Origin of the sequence: Tabrizicola sp. TH137, from assembly GCF_002855575.1 — a bacterium.
Lineage (GTDB): Bacteria > Pseudomonadota > Alphaproteobacteria > Rhodobacterales > Rhodobacteraceae > Paragemmobacter.
The window spans coordinates 179,789-198,803 of record NZ_PKRQ01000006.1; the positions used below are offsets into that span (position 1 = coordinate 179,789).

The 19,015-nt window shown below is 65.7% G+C and carries 16 protein-coding genes; 9 read left to right on the forward strand and 7 right to left on the reverse strand.

The features are described 5' to 3' along the window. Nucleotides 1-97 precede the first annotated feature (97 nt). Entirely contained in the window at nt 98-298 is a 201-nt protein-coding gene (locus tag C0V75_RS17685) for a type II toxin-antitoxin system HicA family toxin (protein ID WP_101922293.1), read from the forward strand. A gap of 1 nt (nt 299) precedes the next feature. After that, complete coding sequence (locus C0V75_RS17690) at nt 300-503, forward strand: type II toxin-antitoxin system HicB family antitoxin (RefSeq protein WP_101922294.1); 204 nt, start codon at nt 300-302, stop codon at nt 501-503. 84 nt (nt 504-587) lie between these two features. On the opposite strand, the gene rpoD is transcribed toward C0V75_RS17690, so the two are convergent. The 7 genes from rpoD to C0V75_RS17725 form a co-directional block, all read right to left on the reverse strand. Next, on the reverse strand, nt 588-2,579 hold the full coding sequence (rpoD, locus tag C0V75_RS17695) for an RNA polymerase sigma factor RpoD (protein ID WP_101922295.1): 1,992 nt from the start codon (nt 2,577-2,579) through the stop codon (nt 588-590). A gap of 120 nt (nt 2,580-2,699) precedes the next feature. Continuing rightward, entirely contained in the window at nt 2,700-4,682 is a 1,983-nt protein-coding gene (gene dnaG / locus C0V75_RS17700; RefSeq protein ID WP_101922296.1) for a DNA primase, read from the reverse strand. 256 nt (nt 4,683-4,938) lie between these two features. After that, the gene (locus C0V75_RS17705; RefSeq protein ID WP_101922297.1) at nt 4,939-5,490 is read right to left on the reverse strand and encodes a sarcosine oxidase subunit gamma; all 552 of its coding nucleotides are present in this window, start codon (nt 5,488-5,490) and stop codon (nt 4,939-4,941) included. Beyond that, nucleotides 5,483-8,398 carry a sarcosine oxidase subunit alpha family protein gene (locus C0V75_RS17710; protein ID WP_101922298.1) on the reverse strand — a complete coding sequence of 972 codons (2,916 nt, stop codon included), beginning with the start codon at nt 8,396-8,398 and terminating at the stop codon, nt 5,483-5,485. The genes C0V75_RS17705 and C0V75_RS17710 overlap by 8 nt, the downstream gene beginning before the upstream one ends. Next, on the reverse strand, nt 8,395-8,667 hold the full coding sequence (locus C0V75_RS17715; protein WP_101922299.1) for a sarcosine oxidase subunit delta: 273 nt from the start codon (nt 8,665-8,667) through the stop codon (nt 8,395-8,397). Before C0V75_RS17715 ends, C0V75_RS17710 begins: the two co-directional genes overlap by 4 nt. 181 nt (nt 8,668-8,848) lie before the next feature. Continuing rightward, nucleotides 8,849-10,099 (reverse strand): sarcosine oxidase subunit beta family protein, encoded by a 1,251-nt coding sequence (locus tag C0V75_RS17720; protein ID WP_101922471.1) that lies wholly within the window; start codon nt 10,097-10,099, stop codon nt 8,849-8,851. 178 nt (nt 10,100-10,277) lie between these two features. After that, entirely contained in the window at nt 10,278-11,705 is a 1,428-nt protein-coding gene (locus tag C0V75_RS17725) for a Glu/Leu/Phe/Val dehydrogenase (RefSeq protein ID WP_101922472.1), read from the reverse strand. 556 nt (nt 11,706-12,261) lie between these two features. On the opposite strand from C0V75_RS17725, the gene C0V75_RS17730 reads away from it, so the two are divergent. The 7 genes from C0V75_RS17730 to glpX all read left to right on the forward strand — a co-directional run bounded on the left by C0V75_RS17730 (nt 12,262) and on the right by glpX (nt 18,974). Continuing rightward, nucleotides 12,262-13,971: a Tad domain-containing protein gene (locus C0V75_RS17730; RefSeq protein ID WP_101922300.1), complete on the forward strand. Its 1,710-nt coding sequence runs from the start codon at nt 12,262-12,264 to the stop codon at nt 13,969-13,971. 1 nt (nt 13,972) lies between these two features. After that, nucleotides 13,973-14,506, forward strand: coding sequence for a TadE/TadG family type IV pilus assembly protein (locus C0V75_RS17735; protein WP_101922301.1), 534 nt, complete (start codon nt 13,973-13,975; stop codon nt 14,504-14,506). A gap of 12 nt (nt 14,507-14,518) precedes the next feature. After that, entirely contained in the window at nt 14,519-15,082 is a 564-nt protein-coding gene (locus C0V75_RS17740; RefSeq protein WP_101922302.1) for a TadE/TadG family type IV pilus assembly protein, read from the forward strand. 113 nt (nt 15,083-15,195) lie between these two features. Next, nucleotides 15,196-16,107: a pirin family protein gene (locus C0V75_RS17745; protein ID WP_101922303.1), complete on the forward strand. Its 912-nt coding sequence runs from the start codon at nt 15,196-15,198 to the stop codon at nt 16,105-16,107. 74 nt (nt 16,108-16,181) lie between these two features. Beyond that, on the forward strand, nt 16,182-16,427 hold the full coding sequence (locus C0V75_RS17750) for a hypothetical protein (RefSeq protein ID WP_101922304.1): 246 nt from the start codon (nt 16,182-16,184) through the stop codon (nt 16,425-16,427). Nucleotides 16,428-16,493: 66 nt separating this feature from the next. Beyond that, a complete protein-coding gene (locus tag C0V75_RS17755; protein WP_101922305.1) occupies nt 16,494-17,789 on the forward strand; it encodes a homoserine dehydrogenase in 1,296 nt (431 codons plus the stop codon). Nucleotides 17,790-18,008: 219 nt separating this feature from the next. Further along, nucleotides 18,009-18,974, forward strand: coding sequence for a class II fructose-bisphosphatase (gene glpX, locus C0V75_RS17760; protein WP_101922306.1), 966 nt, complete (start codon nt 18,009-18,011; stop codon nt 18,972-18,974). Nucleotides 18,975-19,015: the final 41 nt, after the last annotated feature.

Below are 19,015 nucleotides of genomic sequence, written 5' to 3' on the forward strand. Positions count from 1 at the left end.
GTACGTGATCGCGTACGTTTTGGAAAGACATATCACGTAAAGGGTCTGTTAACCGCGTCAGGCGAGGCTGGAGAAAATGCCTTGAACTTGCCGCATCATGCCCATCGTCAAAATCCGCGATGTCCTGCGTCTGCTGTCGGATGATGGCTGGCAACTCGTGGCCACGCGCGGAAGCCATCGGCAATTCGCGCATCCGACAAAGCCGGGACGGGTAACCGTGGCGGGCAAGAACAACGACGACTTGGCTCCGGGGACATTCAATTCTATTTTGAAGCAGGCAGGTCTGAAGGGACAGTGACATGCGTTATGCCGTGGTGATCGAGAAGGCGGGCAAGGGCTATTCGGGTTACGTCCCCGATCTGCCGGGTTGCGTGGCGGCAGGCGCGTCGGTCGAAGCGGTGAAGGCTCGTCTGGCCGAGGCAATCCCGTTCCACCTGGATGGGATGGGAAAGGACGAGGCTGTGCCTGTGCCAGAGAGTGTGGTGGGGTGGGTGGAGATTTGATCTTCACCTTGAGTATCCGAACGAACAAAAGGCGTCCTACGGGGCGCCTTTTGTTTTCGATTCCGTGGCGGGGTGAACCCCGCCCTACTGGTCGAGGAAGCTGCGCAGCTTCCGGCTTCTGCTCGGATGCTTCAACTTCCTGAGCGCCTTCGCCTCGATCTGGCGGATACGCTCCCGCGTCACGCTGAACTGCTGGCCCACCTCTTCCAGCGTGTGATCGGTGTTCATCCCGATGCCGAAGCGCATCCGCAGAACCCGCTCCTCACGCGGCGTGAGGGAGGCCAGAACGCGGGTCGTGGTTTCCTTCAGGTTCTCCTGAATGGCCGAGTCCAGCGGCAGGATGGCGTTCTTGTCTTCGATGAAATCGCCAAGCTGGCTGTCTTCCTCGTCCCCGATGGGCGTCTCCAGCGAAATCGGCTCCTTGGCGATCTTCATCACCTTGCGGACCTTCTCCAGCGGCATCTGGAGCTTTTCGGCCAGTTCCTCAGGCGTCGGTTCGCGCCCGATCTCGTGCAGCATCTGCCGCCCCGTCCGCACCAGCTTGTTGATCGTCTCGATCATATGGACGGGAATACGGATCGTGCGCGCCTGATCGGCGATGGAGCGGGTGATGGCCTGCCGGATCCACCATGTCGCATAGGTGGAGAACTTGTAACCCCGGCGGTATTCGAACTTGTCGACCGCCTTCATCAGGCCGATATTGCCTTCCTGGATCAGGTCGAGGAATTGCAGGCCCCGGTTGGTATACTTCTTGGCGATGGAGATGACGAGGCGCAGGTTCGCCTCCACCATTTCCTTCTTGGCCTGACGGGCCTCTTTCTCGCCCTTCTGGACCTGGTTCACGATGCGGCGGAATTCGGAGATGTCCACGCCGATATACTGGCCGACCTGCGCCATCTCGGCGCGCAGTTCTTCCACCTTGTCGCGCGACTTTTCCATCAGCGCCTGCCAGCCGCGCCCCGATTTGGCGGCCATGCGGTCCAGCCAGGTGGGATCAAGCTCATAGCCCTGATATTCGTCGATGAATTCGCGGCGGTTGATGCGGGCGGCATCGGCCAGTTTCACCATGCCGGAATTGATCGACATGATGCGTTTGTTGATGCCGTAAAGCTGATCAATCAGCGCCTCGATGCGGTTGTTGTGCAGGTGGAGCGCATTGACCAGCGTCACGATCTCCGACCGCAGCTTCTGATAGGCGGCCTCGTCGGCGGCGGAATAGCTGGCGGTTTCCGACAGGGTGGCCGACATGCGGCGGTCCTGCATCTGCGCCAGTTTCGCATAGTCGCGGGCGATGATTTCCAGCGTTTCAAGGACCTTGGGCTTCAGCGCGGCTTCCATCGCGGCCAGCGACATGTTGGACGCCTCGTCATCCTCATCCTCTTCCTCGGCGCGCAGGATGGGGTTGCCATCGGCATCCAGCTCTGGTTCCGAAGACCCGCCCGCGCTGCGGCGGGGGGCGGCGGACATGTCCACCTCTTCCAGCGCCGGACCGTCCATCTCATCCTCGCCGTCGAGCGACCGGCCAAAGGTCGCCTCAAGGTCGATCACGTCGCGCAGGAGGATGTCTTCGTTCAGAAGTTCGTCGCGCCAGATGGTGATGGCCTGAAAGGTCAGCGGGCTTTCGCAAAGCCCGGCGATCATCGTGTTGCGGCCGGCCTCGATCCGCTTGGCAATGGCAATCTCGCCCTCGCGCGACAGCAGTTCCACCGACCCCATCTCGCGCAGATACATGCGCACCGGGTCATCGGTGCGGTCGAGCGTCTCGGTCGTGGCGCCCACGATCGCCACTTCGCGCGAGGTGGAGGTTTCGACGAGTTCGCCCCCCGTTTCGCCCTCTTCGGCCTCTTCATCCTCGATGACGTTGATGCCCATTTCGGAGAGCATCGACATCACATCCTCGATCTGCTCCGAAGACGCCTGATCGGGCGGCAGCACGGCGTTGAGCTGGTCATAGGTGATGTAGCCGCGCTCGCGCGCATCGGCGATCATCTTCTTCACCGCGGCCTGGCTCATGTCGAGCGAGACATCGGCCTCCTGCTCGTCGGGCTTCGCGTCGTCAGTGTCCTTGAGTGCCATGTGTCCTCCTCGGGCGCAGGGGGCGGATGGGCGGCGAATCGACTCGCGCTGTTTCGAATCAATAACGCGAATCACGTCGGGTGAAAGGGTGCGGGCGGTGATTCTTTTGTCTTTACTGGGTTAATGTCGGCGGTTGGGCCGTTCAAAGCGGATGCTGTCGAACACCTTGCGCGCCTCGGCGAGTTCCTCCTTGTCCAGCGCGACCCCGTTGGGAGAGATCACCGCTTCGCCGGTCTTGTCCTGCGGGCCGCGCTGCGCTTCGGCCCGGGCTTCGTTGGCCTTGGCGATCCGCCATGTCAGCCCCTCATCGGCCACGCCTTCGATATCCTGCGTGGCCTCCTCGATCTCGCGCCGCATGCCGCGTTCGGCCTGAAGGATGAACAGATCCTGCGCGACGGCGAATTCCGCCTTTTCGGAATCGGACAGGTTCAGGAGTGCGGGCGCATTCCGGACATGGGGATGAGAGAGCAGCGCGTCAAGCGGCGCGGGGGCGGCCGCCGCGATTTCGGCGCGGGGATCGGGCGCATCGGCATGGGCGAGAAGGAGGTCGCGGATCAGCATGTGATCCTCGCCCGTGCAATCCAGCCGCTCCAGCGCGGATTCGAAACGGCGGATCAGGCCGGGATGGGCGACCAGGGTGGCGAGGATCACCGCCTCGCGCAGCCGTTCCTCCACAGGCGTCGTCGCCGAACCGAGGAGGGAGGCGCGCGTCGTGGGCAGAGGCGCGACCGGCTGGAAGGGAAAGCGCGCTGTGCCCCTGCCCTGCCCGCGCGGCGCATAGGGGCGGAAGGGCTGGGCGTTCTGGCCGAAAAGCTCCAGCCGCAGCCGCTTGATATCCTCGCCGTAATGGGCGCGGATCGACGGGTCGGCGATCTTCTTCAGCGCGGCGCGCAGCGTCTTGTCCAGCGCGGCCTTGCGTTCGGGGCTGTCAAAGACCTTGCCCTCGGTTTCCCGCCGCCAGAGCAGGTTGACCATGGGCTGCGCCGCATCCAGCACCTTCTGCATCGCGGGCGCGCCCTGCGCCTTGATCAGGTCGTCCGGGTCCATCCCCTGCGGCAAGAGGGCGAAGCGCAGGCCCTTTCCCGCCTCCAGAAGCGGAAGCGCAAGGTCGATCACCCGCAACGCGGCGCGGAACCCCGCCGTGTCGCCATCCAGCGCGATGATGGGCTCATCGCTGATGCGCCAGAGAAGGCGGAGTTGGTCTTCGGTGACAGCGGTGCCAAGAGGGGCGACCGTGGCGCGGAACCCGGCCTCGGACAGCGCGATCACATCCATATAGCCTTCGGCCACGATCAGCGGCAGGCCCTTCCCCGCCGCCTCGCGCGCCGGGCCGTGGTTGAAAAGGTTGCGACCCTTGTCGAACAGCTCCGTCTCGGGGCCGTTGAGGTATTTCGCCCGCGCATTCGGGTCCATCGCGCGGCCACCCAGGGAAATCGCCCGCCCCCGTGCATCGCGGATGGGAAAGATGATGCGCCCGCGAAAACGGTCATAGGGGGCGCCGCCCCCGCGCGACGTGCCATCCTCATCCGGTTTGGCGCAGAGGCCCGCATCGACGATCAGATCGGGTGCGATGCCCTTCTGGGTCAGGGCCTGGAAGAGGCCCTGCCTCTGATCGGGGGCGAAGCCGATCTCCCACCGGTCCTGCGCGGCAGGCGACATGCGGCGCTTTTCCAGATAGGCCCGCGCCTCGGCGGCGGCAGAGGTCTTGAGTTGCAGGCGGAACCATTTCACCGCCTCTTCCATCACCGCCGCAAGCTGCGTCCGGCGGTCGGCCTTCTCCGCGGCCTTCGGATCACGCGCGGGCATCTGCATCCCGGCCTCGCGCGCAAGGATCTCGACCGCCTCCATGAAGGAGACATTGTCGTTTTCCTTGACGAAGGTGACGGCATCGCCCTTCGCATGGCAGCCGAAGCAATAGTAGAACCCCTTCCGGTCATCGACATGGAAGGAGGCGGATTTCTCCTGATGGAAGGGACAGGGCGCCCACCAGTCGCCCTTGGCCATGTTGGACTTGCGCATGTCCCATGTGACCTTGCGCCCCACCACCTGGCTGAGGGACACACGGGTTCGGAGTTCGTCAAGGAATCCGGGCGGCAGGGACATGGGTCCTATATCGGGCGCGGGGCGGCGGCTGTCCAGTCACCACGCGGACGGCGCCTGCGCGCCGAAGCCTTTTCTCCCCACCCCCGGCTGCGCCGGGTGCGGGGCCCGTTCAGGGGGCTGTCCGCCCCCTCGGCGCGTGCCGCGCCTCACCCCCGAGAGTATTTCAGGCCAAGATGAAGGGGCTGGTCTTCATCTTGGCGGAAAATACTCCGGGGGTCCGGGGGCGGCGCCCCCGGGGGTGCGGCAGGGCGCGCGGTCAGGAGGCCTTGGCCCGCGCCTCCAGCACCTCCAGCGCCTCGGCCAGTTCGGCCCAGGCGGTGCGCGCCATCGACCGGAAGACCATCACCTCGAACTCCTGCGCGCCGGTCCGCGTCAGGATCGCCTGCATGTGATTGAGCGGCGCGCGGGTGGTGCGGCCCACAGGGAAGGCCGACAGGCGCAGGTCGAGCGGCACGGGGCGCATCAGCGCCGCCTCGGCCATCGGGCCTGCAAGGGTGAGAAGCGCCCAGCCATCGCTCTGATCCGTCATCGCCGCATGGTCGGCCAGGGCCGCAGGGGCTTCGGCCCCGATCAGGAAGGCCATCTCGCGCCCGGCCCAGAGGATCCGGGCCGCGCCCTGGCTGACCACCCGGTTCGGTTCGGGAAAGGACAGCCCCAGCGGCGCGAGGAGCGCGCCGACCTGGGGTGTCCGCCCCGGATAGGGGGCGATGGAGGTGATCGCGCCCGCCTGCCCTTCGGCCAGCGTGGTGCCCCCACGGGTCAGGGGCGCGATGCCCGCAAGGGGCGATTTGGCGATGAGGTCAGGCACGGAGCTTCACTCCTTCCTTGTCGTGGAAGACGGGATCGGTGACTTCCGCCACGATGTCGATCTTGCGCAGATGATCCACCACCCGGATCTTCTCGCCATGCCGGGCGCGGCCGTTCCGCAGGAAGGCCAGCGCCAGATGGGCGTCGAAGGTGGGCGAATAGCAGACGGAGGTGACATAGCCCTGATCCGTCTCGCGATGCACGCGGTCGCCGGGGGTGAAGAGATGCGCCCCTGCCCCCATCGCCGCCGTGGCCTTCAGACCCACAAGCTGATCGCGCTCCGGCCCCAGCATGCCGGGGCGGGCGGCGGCGGCCTTGCCGATGCAGTCCTTCTTCGCGCTCACCATCTTTTCCATGCCGATGTCGAAGGCGGTGGTCCGTCCGTGAATCTCGGCATGGGTGATGAAGCCCTTCTCGATGCGCAGGACGTTGAGCGCCTCCATCCCGTAGGGGCCGCCACCCATCGTCTCGGCCCGGGCCACCAGATCGCGGAACAGCGCCTCGCCATAGCGGGTGGGAACCGCGATCTCGTATCCTTGTTCGCCGCTGAACGAGATGCGGAAGAGCCGCGCCTTCACGCGGCCCAGGGTGACATCCGCAACACCCATGAAGGGCAGATCGGGCATGTCGCCCAGCAGCGTCGCCAGCAGATCGCGCGCCTTGGGGCCTGCCACGGCGAATTGCGCCCAGGCCTCGGTGACCGAGGTGAAACGGACATCCCAGCCCGCGCAGAAGGCCTGATGCACGAAATCGAGATGCCGCATCACCAGACCCGCGGCGGCGGTGGTGGTGGTCATCAGGAAGTGATGCTCTCCCAGCCGGGCCGAGGTGCCGTCATCCAGCACATGCCCGTCCTCGCGCAGCATCAGGCCATAGCGCACGCGCCCCACCGGCAGGGTGGAGAAGGTGTTGGTATAGACGAGGTCGAGGAAACGCGCGGCATCCTTGCCCTGAAGGTCGATCTTGCCCAGCGTCGACACATCGGCCACGCCGACGCTGTCGCGCACCATCCGCGTTTCGCGGTTGCAGGCTTCCAGCCAGGTCGTTTCGCCGGGTTTGGGGAAATAGCTGGGGCGATACCAGAGCCCCGCTTCGATCATCGGCGCGCCCCGGTCGCGGCTGGCCTGATCCGATGTCAGGAAGCGCTGCGGGGCGAAGCCCGCACCGCGCCCCCCCGCCCCCATCGCGGCAATCGAGGTGGGCACGTAAGGCGGGCGGAAGGTCGTCGTTCCGGTCTGCGGAATGCCCCGCCCGGTGGCATCGGCCAGCACGGCCAGCGCGGCCACGTTGGAATTCTTGCCCTGATCGGGGGCCATGCCCTGGGTCGTGTAGCGCTTCATATGCTCCACCGACCGGAAGTTTTCCTGCGCCGACAGCTTCACATCCTTCGTCGTCACGTCATTGGCGAAGTCGAGCCATTGCCGCCCCTCCACCCCCGGCGTTTCCCAGAAGGGGGTGATGGCATAGGGCGCGTCTTCGGCCTGCGGCAGAGGCATGTCGGGCGCGACTTTGCCCAGCGCGGCCAGCGCCTTCTGCGCGGCCTCCTGCCCTTCGCGGAAGGAACCGGCGGTGGAGAAGGTGCCGTTGCAGGCCCCGGCAGGTGTCAGGCGCGGCACGGCATCCGGCGCGGGGACGAAGGCGGCGATATCCTCGCGCCACAGGGGGCGGCCGTTCATGTGGCAGGTCAGGTGGACGGTCGGGTTCCAGCCGCCCGACACCGCCAGCGTGTCCACCTCCAGCGTCGCCGTCCCGCCCGCATGGCGGAAGGTGACGGAGGTCAGGCCAAGGCGGCCCGCCGTGCCGGTGATCTGGGCATTCACATAGACGGGGCAATCCTCCACCACGCTGGCGTCAGGCCGGGTGTCGAGGATCGCCACCACCTTCACCCCCGCCGCCATCAGGTCGCGCGCCGTGGCGCGGGCGGCGTCGTTATTGGCGATCAGCGCCACCCGCTTGCCCGGCACCACGCCATAGCGGTGCAGATAGGTGCGCAGCGCCGAGGCGAGCATGATCCCCGGCCGGTCATTGTCGGGGAAGGCGATGGGGCGTTCCAAGGCCCCTGCCGCCAGCACGGACTGCCCGGCCACGATCCGCCAGAAACATTCGCGCGGCAGATGCGGCGCGGGGGCGCGGTGCAGGCCCACCCGCTCCAGCGCGCCAAAGGTGCCGTCATCATAGGCCCCGGTGACGGTGGTGCGGGTCATCAGGCGGACATTGGGCATGGCCTTCAGATCGGCCAGCAACCCCTCCACCCAATCCGCCCCCGGCTGGCCATCGACGCGGATGTTGTCAGACACCAGCCGCCCGCCCATCCGCGCCTCTTCCTCGGCCAGGATCACATCGGCCCCGGCCTGCGCGGCGGTCCATGCCGCCAACAGCCCCGCAGGCCCCGACCCGATCACCAGCACATCGCAGAAGGCCCAGGCCTTTTCATATTGCGCCTCGTCATGCCGGCCCGACAGGCTGCCCAAGCCTGCCGCGCGGCGGATGAGCGGCTCATAGAGCTTTTCCCAAAGCGGGCGCGGCCACATGAAGGTCTTGTAATAGAAGCCTGCCGACAGGAAGGGCGACAGCCGGTCGTTGATCCCCAGAAGGTCGAACTTCAGCGAGGGGAAGCGGTTCTGGCTGCGCGCCGCCAGCCCGTCGAACACCTCTTGCACCGTCGCGCGGACATTTGGCGTCTGCTGGTTGCCCTCGACGATCTCCACCATCGCGTTCGGCTCTTCCGACCCGGCAGTCAGGATGCCGCGCGGGCGGTGATACTTGAAGCTGCGCCCGACAAGGCGGACGTCATTGGCCAGAAGGGCCGAGGCCAGCGTATCGCCCCGGAACCCCTGATAGGTCGTGCCGTCGAAGGTGAAGGTGACGGGCTGGCTGCGGTCGATCAGCCCCTTTCCGGCCAGCCTCATGCGGCACCGCCTTTCCGGTCGGCCACAGCCTCGACGGCCAGAATCTCATGCGTCACGGTGTTGCGGGTGACGACAAGCCAGCTTGAACAGCCCATGTCGTGATACCAGAGGTCGCGCACCACCCCGGCGGGGTTGTCGCGGTTGTGCAGGTAATCGTCCCAGGCCTGCGGCGGCGCCTCGGGCGCGGGGCGGTTCAGGTAATCCTCGGACCCGTAGTAATAGAATTCGCGGCGGTCGCGTTCGCCGCAGAGCGGGCAGGTCAGGCGCATGGGCGGGTCTTTCCCTGATGGTAAGGGGGATGGGCGGCGCATAGGGGCGCTGCCCCTCGGCCTGCGGCCTCACCCCGGAGGATTTGGGCCAAGCTGAAGGGGCTGGGCTTCATCTTGGCAAAAATACTCCCGCCGGAGGCGCAGGGGGATGCAGGGCGCAAAGGCTGCGGATCGGTCATGGTCAATGCAGGTTATGCTGGCTGCCCGTGCCTTCCTCGTCGAGGATATGGCCCGTGGCAAAGCGGTTGAGCTTGAAACGCGCGGCGACGGGATGGCTTTCCCCGGTCGCCATCAGATGCGCCATGCAGAAGCCCGAGGCGGGCACTGCCTTGAAACCCCCGTAATTCCAGCCGCAATCAATGAACAGCCCGTCGACATGGGTCTTGTCGATGATGGGCGATCCGTCGGGCGACATGTCCATGATCCCGCCCCAGGACCGCAGCACCTTGGCCCGCCCGATCATGGGCATGAGCGTCATGCCCGCCTCCATCACATGTTCCACCATCGGCAGGTTCCCGCGGCTGGCATAGGAGGCATAGAAATCAAGGTCACCGCCGAAGACCAGACCGCCCTTGTCGGACTGGCTGATATAGAAATGCCCCATGCCGAAGCTGACGACATGGTCGATCACGGGTTTCAGCCCTTCGGTCACGAAGGCCTGAAGGATATGGCTTTCGATGGGCAGGCGCATCCCGGCCATGGCGGCGACCTGGGATGACCGGCCGGCGACCACGATCCCCACCTTCCTGGCCTTGATCGCGCCGCGCGTCGTCTGCACGCCCACAACCTTGCCATTCTCGATGTCGATCCCCGTCACTTCGCAATTCTGGATCAGGTCCACGCCGCGCTGATCGGCCCCGCGCGCATAGCCCCAGGCCACGGCATCGTGCCGCGCCGTGCCGCCGCGCGGGTGGTAGAGGCCGCCATAGATGGGGAAGCGCGTCTGTTCGAAATCGAGATAGGGCAGCATCTCGCGCACCCCCTCGCGGTCCAGAAGGATCGCGTCATCGCCCTGATTGATCATCGAATTGCCGCGCCGGACGAAGGCATCGCGCTGGCCGTCGGAATGGAACAGGTTGATGAGGCCGCGCTGCGAATGCATCACGTTGTAGTTCAGATCGATCTCCAGCCCTTCCCAGAGCTTCATGGAATGGGAATAGAACTCCGAATTCCCCGGCAGGAAGTAGTTGGCCCGCACGATCGTCGTGTTCCGCCCGATATTGCCGGACCCCAGATAGCCCTTTTCCAGCACGGCGATGTTCGTCATCCCGTGGTTCTTGGCCAGATAATAGGCGGTGGACAGCCCATGCCCGCCGCCCCCGATGATGATGGCGTCATATTCCGCCTTGGGCGCCGGGTCGCGCCAGGCGGGTTTCCAGCCCTTGTTGCCGAAAAGCCCTTCGGTGATGACCTTTAGCCCGGAGTAGCGCATCCCACCTGTCCCGTTCGCGAAGCGCGCCCAGCAAAGCGCCGCGGGGCGGAGGATGCAACCCCCGCCCCGCAAAGCCATTGCCGCCCGCGACAGGAACATGTCGCTTTTCGGATCGCCGCCACCGCGTAGGGTGGGCGGTTCCGCGCCTTTCCCGGCGCGGGTTCGCCCACCACCGGGGTCACAGCCCCTTGGACCGATAGGTCTGCGCCACCCGTCCGATGGACACGATATAGGCCGCCGTGCGCAGGTCATCGACATCGCCGCGCCCGTGCCAGACCTCGCGCATCGCGGCATAGGCGCTGCGCATCGTGTCATCGAGGCCCGAGCGCACCAGCGCCAACTCGTCCGATCCGGTCAGGAATTTCTCCTTGAAATCGGGCGACAGCGTCCAGCCCAGGCCCTTGTCGGCGCTCAGCCGTTCCAGCTCCTCCACCATCAGGCGCGACCGCGCCTCTTCTGCCCGGCGCTGCATCCGGCCAAAGCGGATATGGGACAGGTTCTTGACCCATTCGAAATAGCTGACCGTCACGCCGCCCGCATTGGCATACATGTCGGGGATGATGACCGCGCCCTTCTGGCGCAGGATCTCATCCGCGCCGAAGGTGATGGGGCCATTGGCCGCCTCGATGATCAGGGGCGCGTTGATCCGTGCGGCATTGCCCTGATGGATCACGCCCTCCATCGCGGCGGGGATGAGGATGTCGCAGGCCTTTTCCAGAACCTTCGCGCCGTCGGCAACATATTCGGCCCCGGCAAATCCCTTCAGCCCGCCGGTTGCGGTCAGGTGCTGGCGCACCGCCTCCACCTCCAGCCCCGCATCCGATATCAGCGCGCCGTCGCGTTCGATGATCGCGGTGATGATGACCCCATCCTCTTCCGACAGGAACTTGGCCGCGTGATAGCCCACATTGCCAAGGCCCTGCACCACGGCGCGCTTGCCCTCCAGCGCGCCGGAGAGGCCGGCGGCGGCCACATCCTCGGGGTGGCGAAAGAATTCGCGCAGGGCGAATTGCACCCCGCGCCCCGTCGCCTCCACCCGGCCCTGAATGCCGCCGGCATGGGGCGGCTTGCCGGTCACGCAGGCCTTGGCGTTGATGTCGGTGGTGTTCATCCGGGCGTATTGGTCGGCGATCCAGGCCATTTCCCGTTCGCCCGTCCCCATGTCGGGGGCCGGCACGTTCTGCGCCGGATGGATCAGGTCGCGCTTGATCAGTTCATAGGCGAAGCGGCGGGTGATCTGTTCCAGCTCATGCTCGTCCCACTGGCGCGGGTCGATGCAAAGGCCGCCCTTCGATCCGCCGAAGGGCGTTTCGACCAGCGCGCATTTATAGGTCATCAGCGCGGCCAGCGCCTCCACCTCGTCCTGGCTGACAGACAGCGCATAGCGGATGCCGCCCTTCACCGGTTCCATATGTTCGGAATGGACGGACCGATAGCCCGTGAAGGTTTCGATCTTCCCCCGCAGCCGCACGCCAAAGCGGACGGTATAGGTGGAGTTGCAGACGCGGATCTTGTTTTCCAGCCCCGGCGACAGGTCCATCAGCCGCACGGCGCGGTTGAACATGAGATCGACAGAGTCGCGGAAACTGGGTTCACCGGCGCGGATCATGGGTTCCTCCCTTCATGGCTCCTGCGGGTTCGCCCGCTGCGGCGGGCCGGCGAAAGCCTAGCACGCGGCACGGGAGATGCGTGAAAGACTAGAACGGCAAGTGTTGCCATTTGTTGAAACCGGCCCGATTTCCGCCCTTTTGTCACCGCGCGCGACGCATTCCCCTGCCCAAAGCCGCCCCATTGCTGCCCCAGCCATCAATTAAACATTTCCCAAGCCGGAGCCTGTTCCGGCACCGGCCGCACGGCCAGACGGGTGAAGATGATGACGAATGCCATAGCCTACAGTCGAACGGATGGGTTGCGCCCCGAGGAAGGGGTGCGCGAATCATTCGCTTTCGCCGTCGCCAAGGTGGCAAAAGCACTGTCTGCCAGCCTTTCACAATTATGGCGAAACTTTGCCGACCGTTTCCCGGGCAAAGGCCAATTCACCCTTCTTTCGCGCATTTCCTTGCCCATGACCGCAAGCCTGTGCAGCTTCTGCGGTCGGGGGCGTCACACTGTTGCAGACCGGGATACCGGGCTGCGATCTCTTTGGAATGGGACAGACCGTCATGCCTAAGTTCGCCCCCCGGCTTTCCGGCCATCCGTTCCGGCGCTTCGTCAAGCGCGAGGATGGATCGCTCCTTGTGTTCGGGTTGTTTCTCTTCGCCACCTTCTTCCTCATGGGCGGGATGGCGGTTGACATCATGCGCGCCGAGAACAAGCGCACTGCCCTCGCGCAGACGCTGGACCGCTGCGCGCTGAACGCCGCCGCGCTGCGCCAGACGCTGGATCCCGAAACGGTGGTCCGCGATTGCGTGGATCGCGTCGGTCTGCTGCCGCAACTGACGGATGTGAACGTCACCAACGGCACCGGCCAGCGGTCGGTGGAGGCCATCGGCGATTACGAGCTGGATACCTTCTTCATGGGCGCCTCGGGCGTGCATGAGATCGACATTCACGGCCGGTCGGTGGCCGAACAGCGCGCGACGAATATCGAGATCGCGATGGTCCTCGACGTGTCGGGTTCGATGAACAACAACAACCGCCTGTCCGGCCTGAAGACCGCCGCGCGGAACTTCGTCTCCACCGTGCTGGCGAACAACAACAACAAGATTTCCATCGCGATGGTGCCTTATAACGGGCAGGTCAACCTCGGCCCGGCCCTTGCGGCGAAGTACAACATCGCCAACGTGCCCGGCCTGACCGCGACGGCGAATGTCAACTGCGTGGACATGCCGTCCAGCGTCTATAACAACACCGGCATCGACCGCGATCTTCAGATGCAGGCGACGGGCTGGGCCGATGCCTTCTCCACCATGGCCTTCGAGTACGGCAACAGCATGTCGGACTGGCCGACGACCTATTCCTCGACCAGCCGCGCGCCGAACGCATCCAACGTCTGGTGCCCGCCCTCGACCACCAACATCGTGCGGATGCCCGATGACAACATCACCGCACTGCACACCTATATCAACAACCTCACGGCCATCGGCGCGACCTCGATCAACGCGGGCATGAAATGGGGCGGCGCCCTGCTCGACCCCGAAGCGCGGTCCGTGGTGAACGAATTCGTGGACGCGAACGTGGTTCCCGTGGAATTCCGCGACCGTCCCTTCGACTATTCCAAGCGCGACGCGCTGAAGATCATCCTGCTGCTTTCGGATGGTGAGAACTTCGGCGACGTGCGCATCAACGACAGCTATCGCACCGGCCTGTCGCCCATCTTCAAGGGCACGGATGGCAACTACTCCATCCGCCACCAGACCGGCCGTCCGGCTTCGGCGGGGACCAACGAATTCTGGGTTCCGCATCGCGACCCCGACAACAACTCCAACAACGGGCTTCAGGGTCAGTGGCGCGCAACCTCGTGGGGGGGCACGACCTCGACGCAGGGCACGCAGATGACCTGGCAGCAGGTCTGGCAGGAGATGCGGGTGTCCTATGTCGCCTGGCACTTCTATGCCCGTGCCCTCGGCACCAACTCGACGACCCGGACGACCACTTACAGCCAGTGGTGGAACAACTTCCGCACCCAGCGCGGCGACAGCGCCTCCACGCCCGAGATGGATGTCGAACTGGCAAACATCTGCAGTCTCACCAAACAGGAAGGCGTGCTGATCTATGCCGTGGCCTTCTCGGCCCCGACCCGCGGGGTGGAGGCCCTGCGCAACTGCGCCTCGTCGGATGGGCACTTCTTCCACTCGACCAACAACACGGCGCTGAACGCGGCCTTCCAGGCCATCGCCACCAACATCACGCAACTCCGTCTGGTGAACTGACATGCGGTTGTCCCGACTTCTCAAACGCTTCCGGCGTGACGAACGCGGCAACGCGACGATCGAATTCGTCATCCTCATGCCGCTCTGCTTCACCATCTTCGCCGCTGCACTCGAAAGCGGGTTGATGATGCTGCGCTGGACAAGCATCGACCGCGCCTCGGACATCGTGATCCGGTCGCTGCGGCTGGGCCAGTACGAAAATCCCGATGCCCTGATGCTGCGCCGGGAAATCTGCGACCGCACCTTCATGATCGAGGATTGCTTCGAGAATACGGTGGTGGATATCCGCGAAATCAACCGCGCCACCTTCCTGATGCCCGACGCGGATGCGCCCTGCGTGACCCGCGCCAACGAGATCATCCAGCCGGTTGTCGAAGTCACGCCGGGCCAGCAGAACGACCTGATGCTGATCCGCGTCTGCGTCACCACGGATGCGCTTTTCGCCGGCTCCACCTTCGCGGTGCCGATCACCTATGACGCCCATGGCGGCTACGCGATCTCGGTCGCCTCCGTCTATGTGAACGAACCGAGCTGAGGGAGGGACGCGATGACCCGAATGATCCGCAGCCTTCTTCGCCGCTTCCGCGACCGCAGCGCCGGCTCTGTCACCGTCGAGGCCGCCTTCGTCCTGCCGATGCTGGCCATGGGCCTGTTCGGCTTCTTCGCCTTCTGGGATGTCTATCGCACCCAGAACATGGTGCAGAAGGGGACCTATGCCGTGGCCGACATGCTGTCGCGCGAAATGATCCCGGCCACCCCCGCCTTCATCGACGGGCTGGAGGATACGCTGGAATTCCTGATCCAGGCCGAGGCGCGCATCCGCGTGACAAGCGTGCGCCGCGTGTCGGATGGCCCGGCCGGCGCCCAGGGGATCGACGTTCTGTGGTCCTATTCCCCCGGCAACGTCATGGAGCCCATCACCGAGGCGACCCTGTCGCTGGTAGAGCCGGACATTCCGATGATGGCCATCGGGTCCAACATGGTGATCTTCGAGGCGGTTGTGCCCTATGCCCCGGTGACGGACCTGCTGGAGGTGGACTCGCTGGAAGAGATCGTGGCGATGCGCCCCCGCTTCCTGCCCACGCTCTGCCTTCAGGGAACGATCTGCTGACACGCGCCTTCGCGGGCTGTGCAGGGTGGCACGATCACCCTGCACGGCCCCGCCTTGCCCCGGCGGCCCCGCGGTCCTAGCTTTCCGCCTGTCCGCAGCCAGGAGCAGGCCCCATGTCCATCCGCCCCGTGATCCAGGAAAACCGCGCCCAGCCCACCTATGAAGGGGCGGGGGTGCATCTGCACCGCGCCTTCGGCTTTGGCGACCCCAAGCGGATGGACCCGTTCCTCCTGTTCGACGATTTCCGCAACGAAGACCCGCGCGATTACCTGCGCGGCTTTCCCTGGCACCCGCATCGGGGGATCGAGACGATCACCTATGTGCTGGCGGGCGCCGTGGAACATGGCGACAGCCTCGGCAATCACGGCCTGCTCAAGGGCGGCGATGTGCAATGGATGACCGCCGGGTCGGGCATCCTGCATCAGGAAATGCCGCGCGGAAATGCCAGGGGGCAGATGCATGGCTTTCAGCTCTGGGCGAACCTGCCCTCCAGCCTGAAGATGACCGCGCCGCGCTATCAGGACGTGAAGGGCAAGGACATCCCCGAGATCATGGATGATGACGGGACGGTGGTGAAGGTCATCGTCGGCAGCTTCTGGGGCAAGACCGGCCCGGTGGACGGCATCGCCGCCGATCCGCAATATCTCGATATCTATGTGCCGCCGAACCGGAAGAAGACCTTCAAGGTCGATACCTACCGCCGCGCCTTCGCCTATGTCTTCGAGGGCCGGGGGAATTTCCGCGATGCCGCCCCGCCCAAGGGTGTGTTGCTGGAAAAGGAAGTGCGCGGGCAGGAGGTGAACATCCGCGACATGTCGGGCGACCGCACGCTGATCCAGTTCGGCACGGGCGACGAGGTGACGGTAACGGCAGGGCCGGACGGCATCCGCTTCCTCCTCATCTCGGGCGCGCCGATCCAGGAACCGGTGGCCTGGCACGGGCCCATCGTGATGAACACCGATGCCGAAATCCGGCAGGCCATGGCCGAGCTGAAGAACGGCACCTTCATCCGCCCGGCGCATTGACGCGGCGCGAAGCGGCGTTTCCTTCCGCGCCGGGCGCGGCTAGGATGCCGCCGACACCGTTCCGGGATGCCCGCATGTTCCGCCTCTTGCCTGCCCTGTCGGCTCTGATCCTGATCGCGGGATGCAGCCAGCCCGGATTCATCGAGACCGGAGAGGTCGGACCGGCACCCCCGCTTCTGCCAGTGGAAGAGATCCTTGCCGAAGGCAGCCCGCATCTCGACGCCGAGGCGACGGCCGCCCTGGAGGCCCGCGCCGCCGCCCTGCGCGACCGGGCCGGACTGCCGGCCGCAGAAGTGGCTGGCAGCGGCAGCGGCGGCTAGGCCTGCGTTGCACCGCCCGCGCCGACGGGATAACAGGGCGGGGTCGCCCTGATGATGGAGTCTCCCATGCCCGCGCCCCTTCGCCTCGGTCTTGCCGGTCTGGGAACCGTCGGCATCGGCGTGGTGAAGATCGTGCAGCGCCATGCCGATCTGATCGCCGCCCGCGCGGGCCGCCCGGTGACGATCACCGCCGTCTCGGCCCGCGACCGGGCCAAGACCCGCGACGCCGACCTGTCGGGCTATGCCTGGGAAACCGATCCCGTCGCGCTGGCCCGCCGCGACGATGTGGATGTCTTCGTCGAGGTGATGGGGGGCCATGACGGCCCTGCCAAGGCCGCGACCGAAGCGGCCCTCGCCGCAGGCAAGGACGTGGTCACCGCCAACAAGGCCCTTCTTGCCCATCACGGGCAGGCGCTGGCCGAAGCGGCCGAGGCGACAGGCCGCGCGATCCGCTTCGAGGCCGCCGTGGCCGGCGGCATTCCGGTCATCAAGGCCCTGACCGAAGGGCTGGCGGCAAACCAGATGCGCCGGGTGATGGGCGTGATGAACGGCACCTGCAACTATATCCTCACCCGGATGCAGAACGCCGGCCTGCCCTATGAAACGGTCTTCGAAGAGGCGCGGCAACTCGGCTATCTGGAGGCCGACCCCAATCTCGATGTGGGCGGCATCGATGCGGGCCACAAGCTTTCCCTCCTTGCCGCCATCGCCTTCGGCACGAAGGTCAGCTTCGACAAGGTGGAACTCGAAGGCATCGGCAATGTGTCCATCGAGGACATCCGCATGGCCGACGACATGGGCTATCACATCAAGCTTCTCGGCGTGGCCCAGATGACGGGCCGGGGGCTGGAACAGCGCATGACCCCCTGCCTCGTCCCCGCCGAAAGCCCGCTCGGCCAGTTGCAGGGCGGGACCAATATGGTGGTGCTGGAAGGCGACAGCGTGGGCCAGATCGTGCTGCGCGGCCCCGGCGCGGGCGAAGGCCCGACGGCAAGCGCGGTGATGGCCGATGTGATCGACCTCGCCCGCGGCTTCCGACTCCCGACCTTCGGGCGTCCGGCCGCCACCCTGGTCGATCCGGTTGCGGCGAAATCCGCCACCCCGGCCCCCTATTACATCCGGATGACCCTGCTCGACAAACCCGGCGCGCTGGCCAAGGTCGCCACCTGCATCGGCGAGGCGGGCATCTCCATCGACCAGATGCGCCAGATCAACCAGCCCGGCGAGCAGGATGACAAGGCCACGGTCCTGATCGTCACCCACAAGGCCGCGCCCGCCGATATCGGCTGGGCCCTGTCGCGCATCCCGGAAACCGGGGTGCTGGTCGGCGCACCCGTGGCCATCCGCATCGAAGAGGTCTGACCGGGGCCGAAAACTTTTCATCCGAAAAGTTTTCGCAGAAGCAAATTTTTCGACGAAAAATTTGCGCCCCGCCCGGAGGGCGGGGGTGCGAAAATTCTTCGTCGAAGAATTTTCGTCCACGGCCTCCACGCAACCGCCGCAGGGGCCGTTAGCGCCATCACGCTTGCCGCGCCCGCCGCCCGGCGATATGCGGGCGGAAACGGCAGGGAAGAGGGACAGATGGCCGACAAGCAGGAATTCGAGGATCGCCTCCTCTCGCTGGGCCTTGCCCGCGTCTCCGAGGCGGCGGCGCTGGCCTCGGCGGCGCTGATCGGGCGGGGCGACGAAAAGGCCGCCGATCAGGCCGCCGTCAATGCCATGCGCGACCAGCTCAACCTTCTCGACATCGCCGGTGTGGTGGTGATCGGCGAGGGGGAGCGGGACGAGGCCCCGATGCTCTATATCGGCGAAGAGGTGGGCACCGGCAACGGCCCCGCCGTGGACATCGCGCTCGATCCGCTGGAAGGCACCACGCTGACGGCCAAGGACATGCCCAATGCGCTGACCGTCATCGCCATGGCGCCGCGCGGCACGCTGCTGCATGCCCCCGATGTCTATATGGACAAGCTCGCCATCGGACCGGGCTTCCGTCCCGGCACCGTGACCATGAGCATGAGCCCGGCAGAGCGCGTCTCGGCGCTGGCCGCCGCCAAGGGCTGCTCGACGGAGGATATCACCGTCTGCGTGCTGGAACGGCCCCGGCACGAGGAGATGATCAAGGAGATCCGCTCCACCGGCGCGGCGATCCGGCTGATCACCGATGGCGATGTGGCGGGTGTCATGCATTGCGCCGAACCCGAGGTGACGGGGATCGACATGTATATGGGATCGGGCGGCGCGCCCGAGGGCGTGCTGGCCGCCGCCGCGCTGAAATGCATGGGCGGGCAGTTCTTCGGCAAGCTGCTCTTCCGCAACGAGGATGAACGCGCCCGCGCCCGCAAGGCCGGGATCACCAATTTCGACCGCGTCTATACCCGCGACGATCTGGTGCGGGGCGATGTGATCTTCGCGGCGACGGGGGTGACCAACGGCTCGCTCCTTGCCGGGATCAAGCGCGAGCCGAAGATGGTGACGACCGAGACGATCCTGATGCGGTCGAAGACCGGCTCGGTGCGCCGCGTGCTCTATCGCAGCCCGCTGAAATAGGGCACGCCGGCGCGGATGCGGCCCTCCGCATCTTCCCGGCA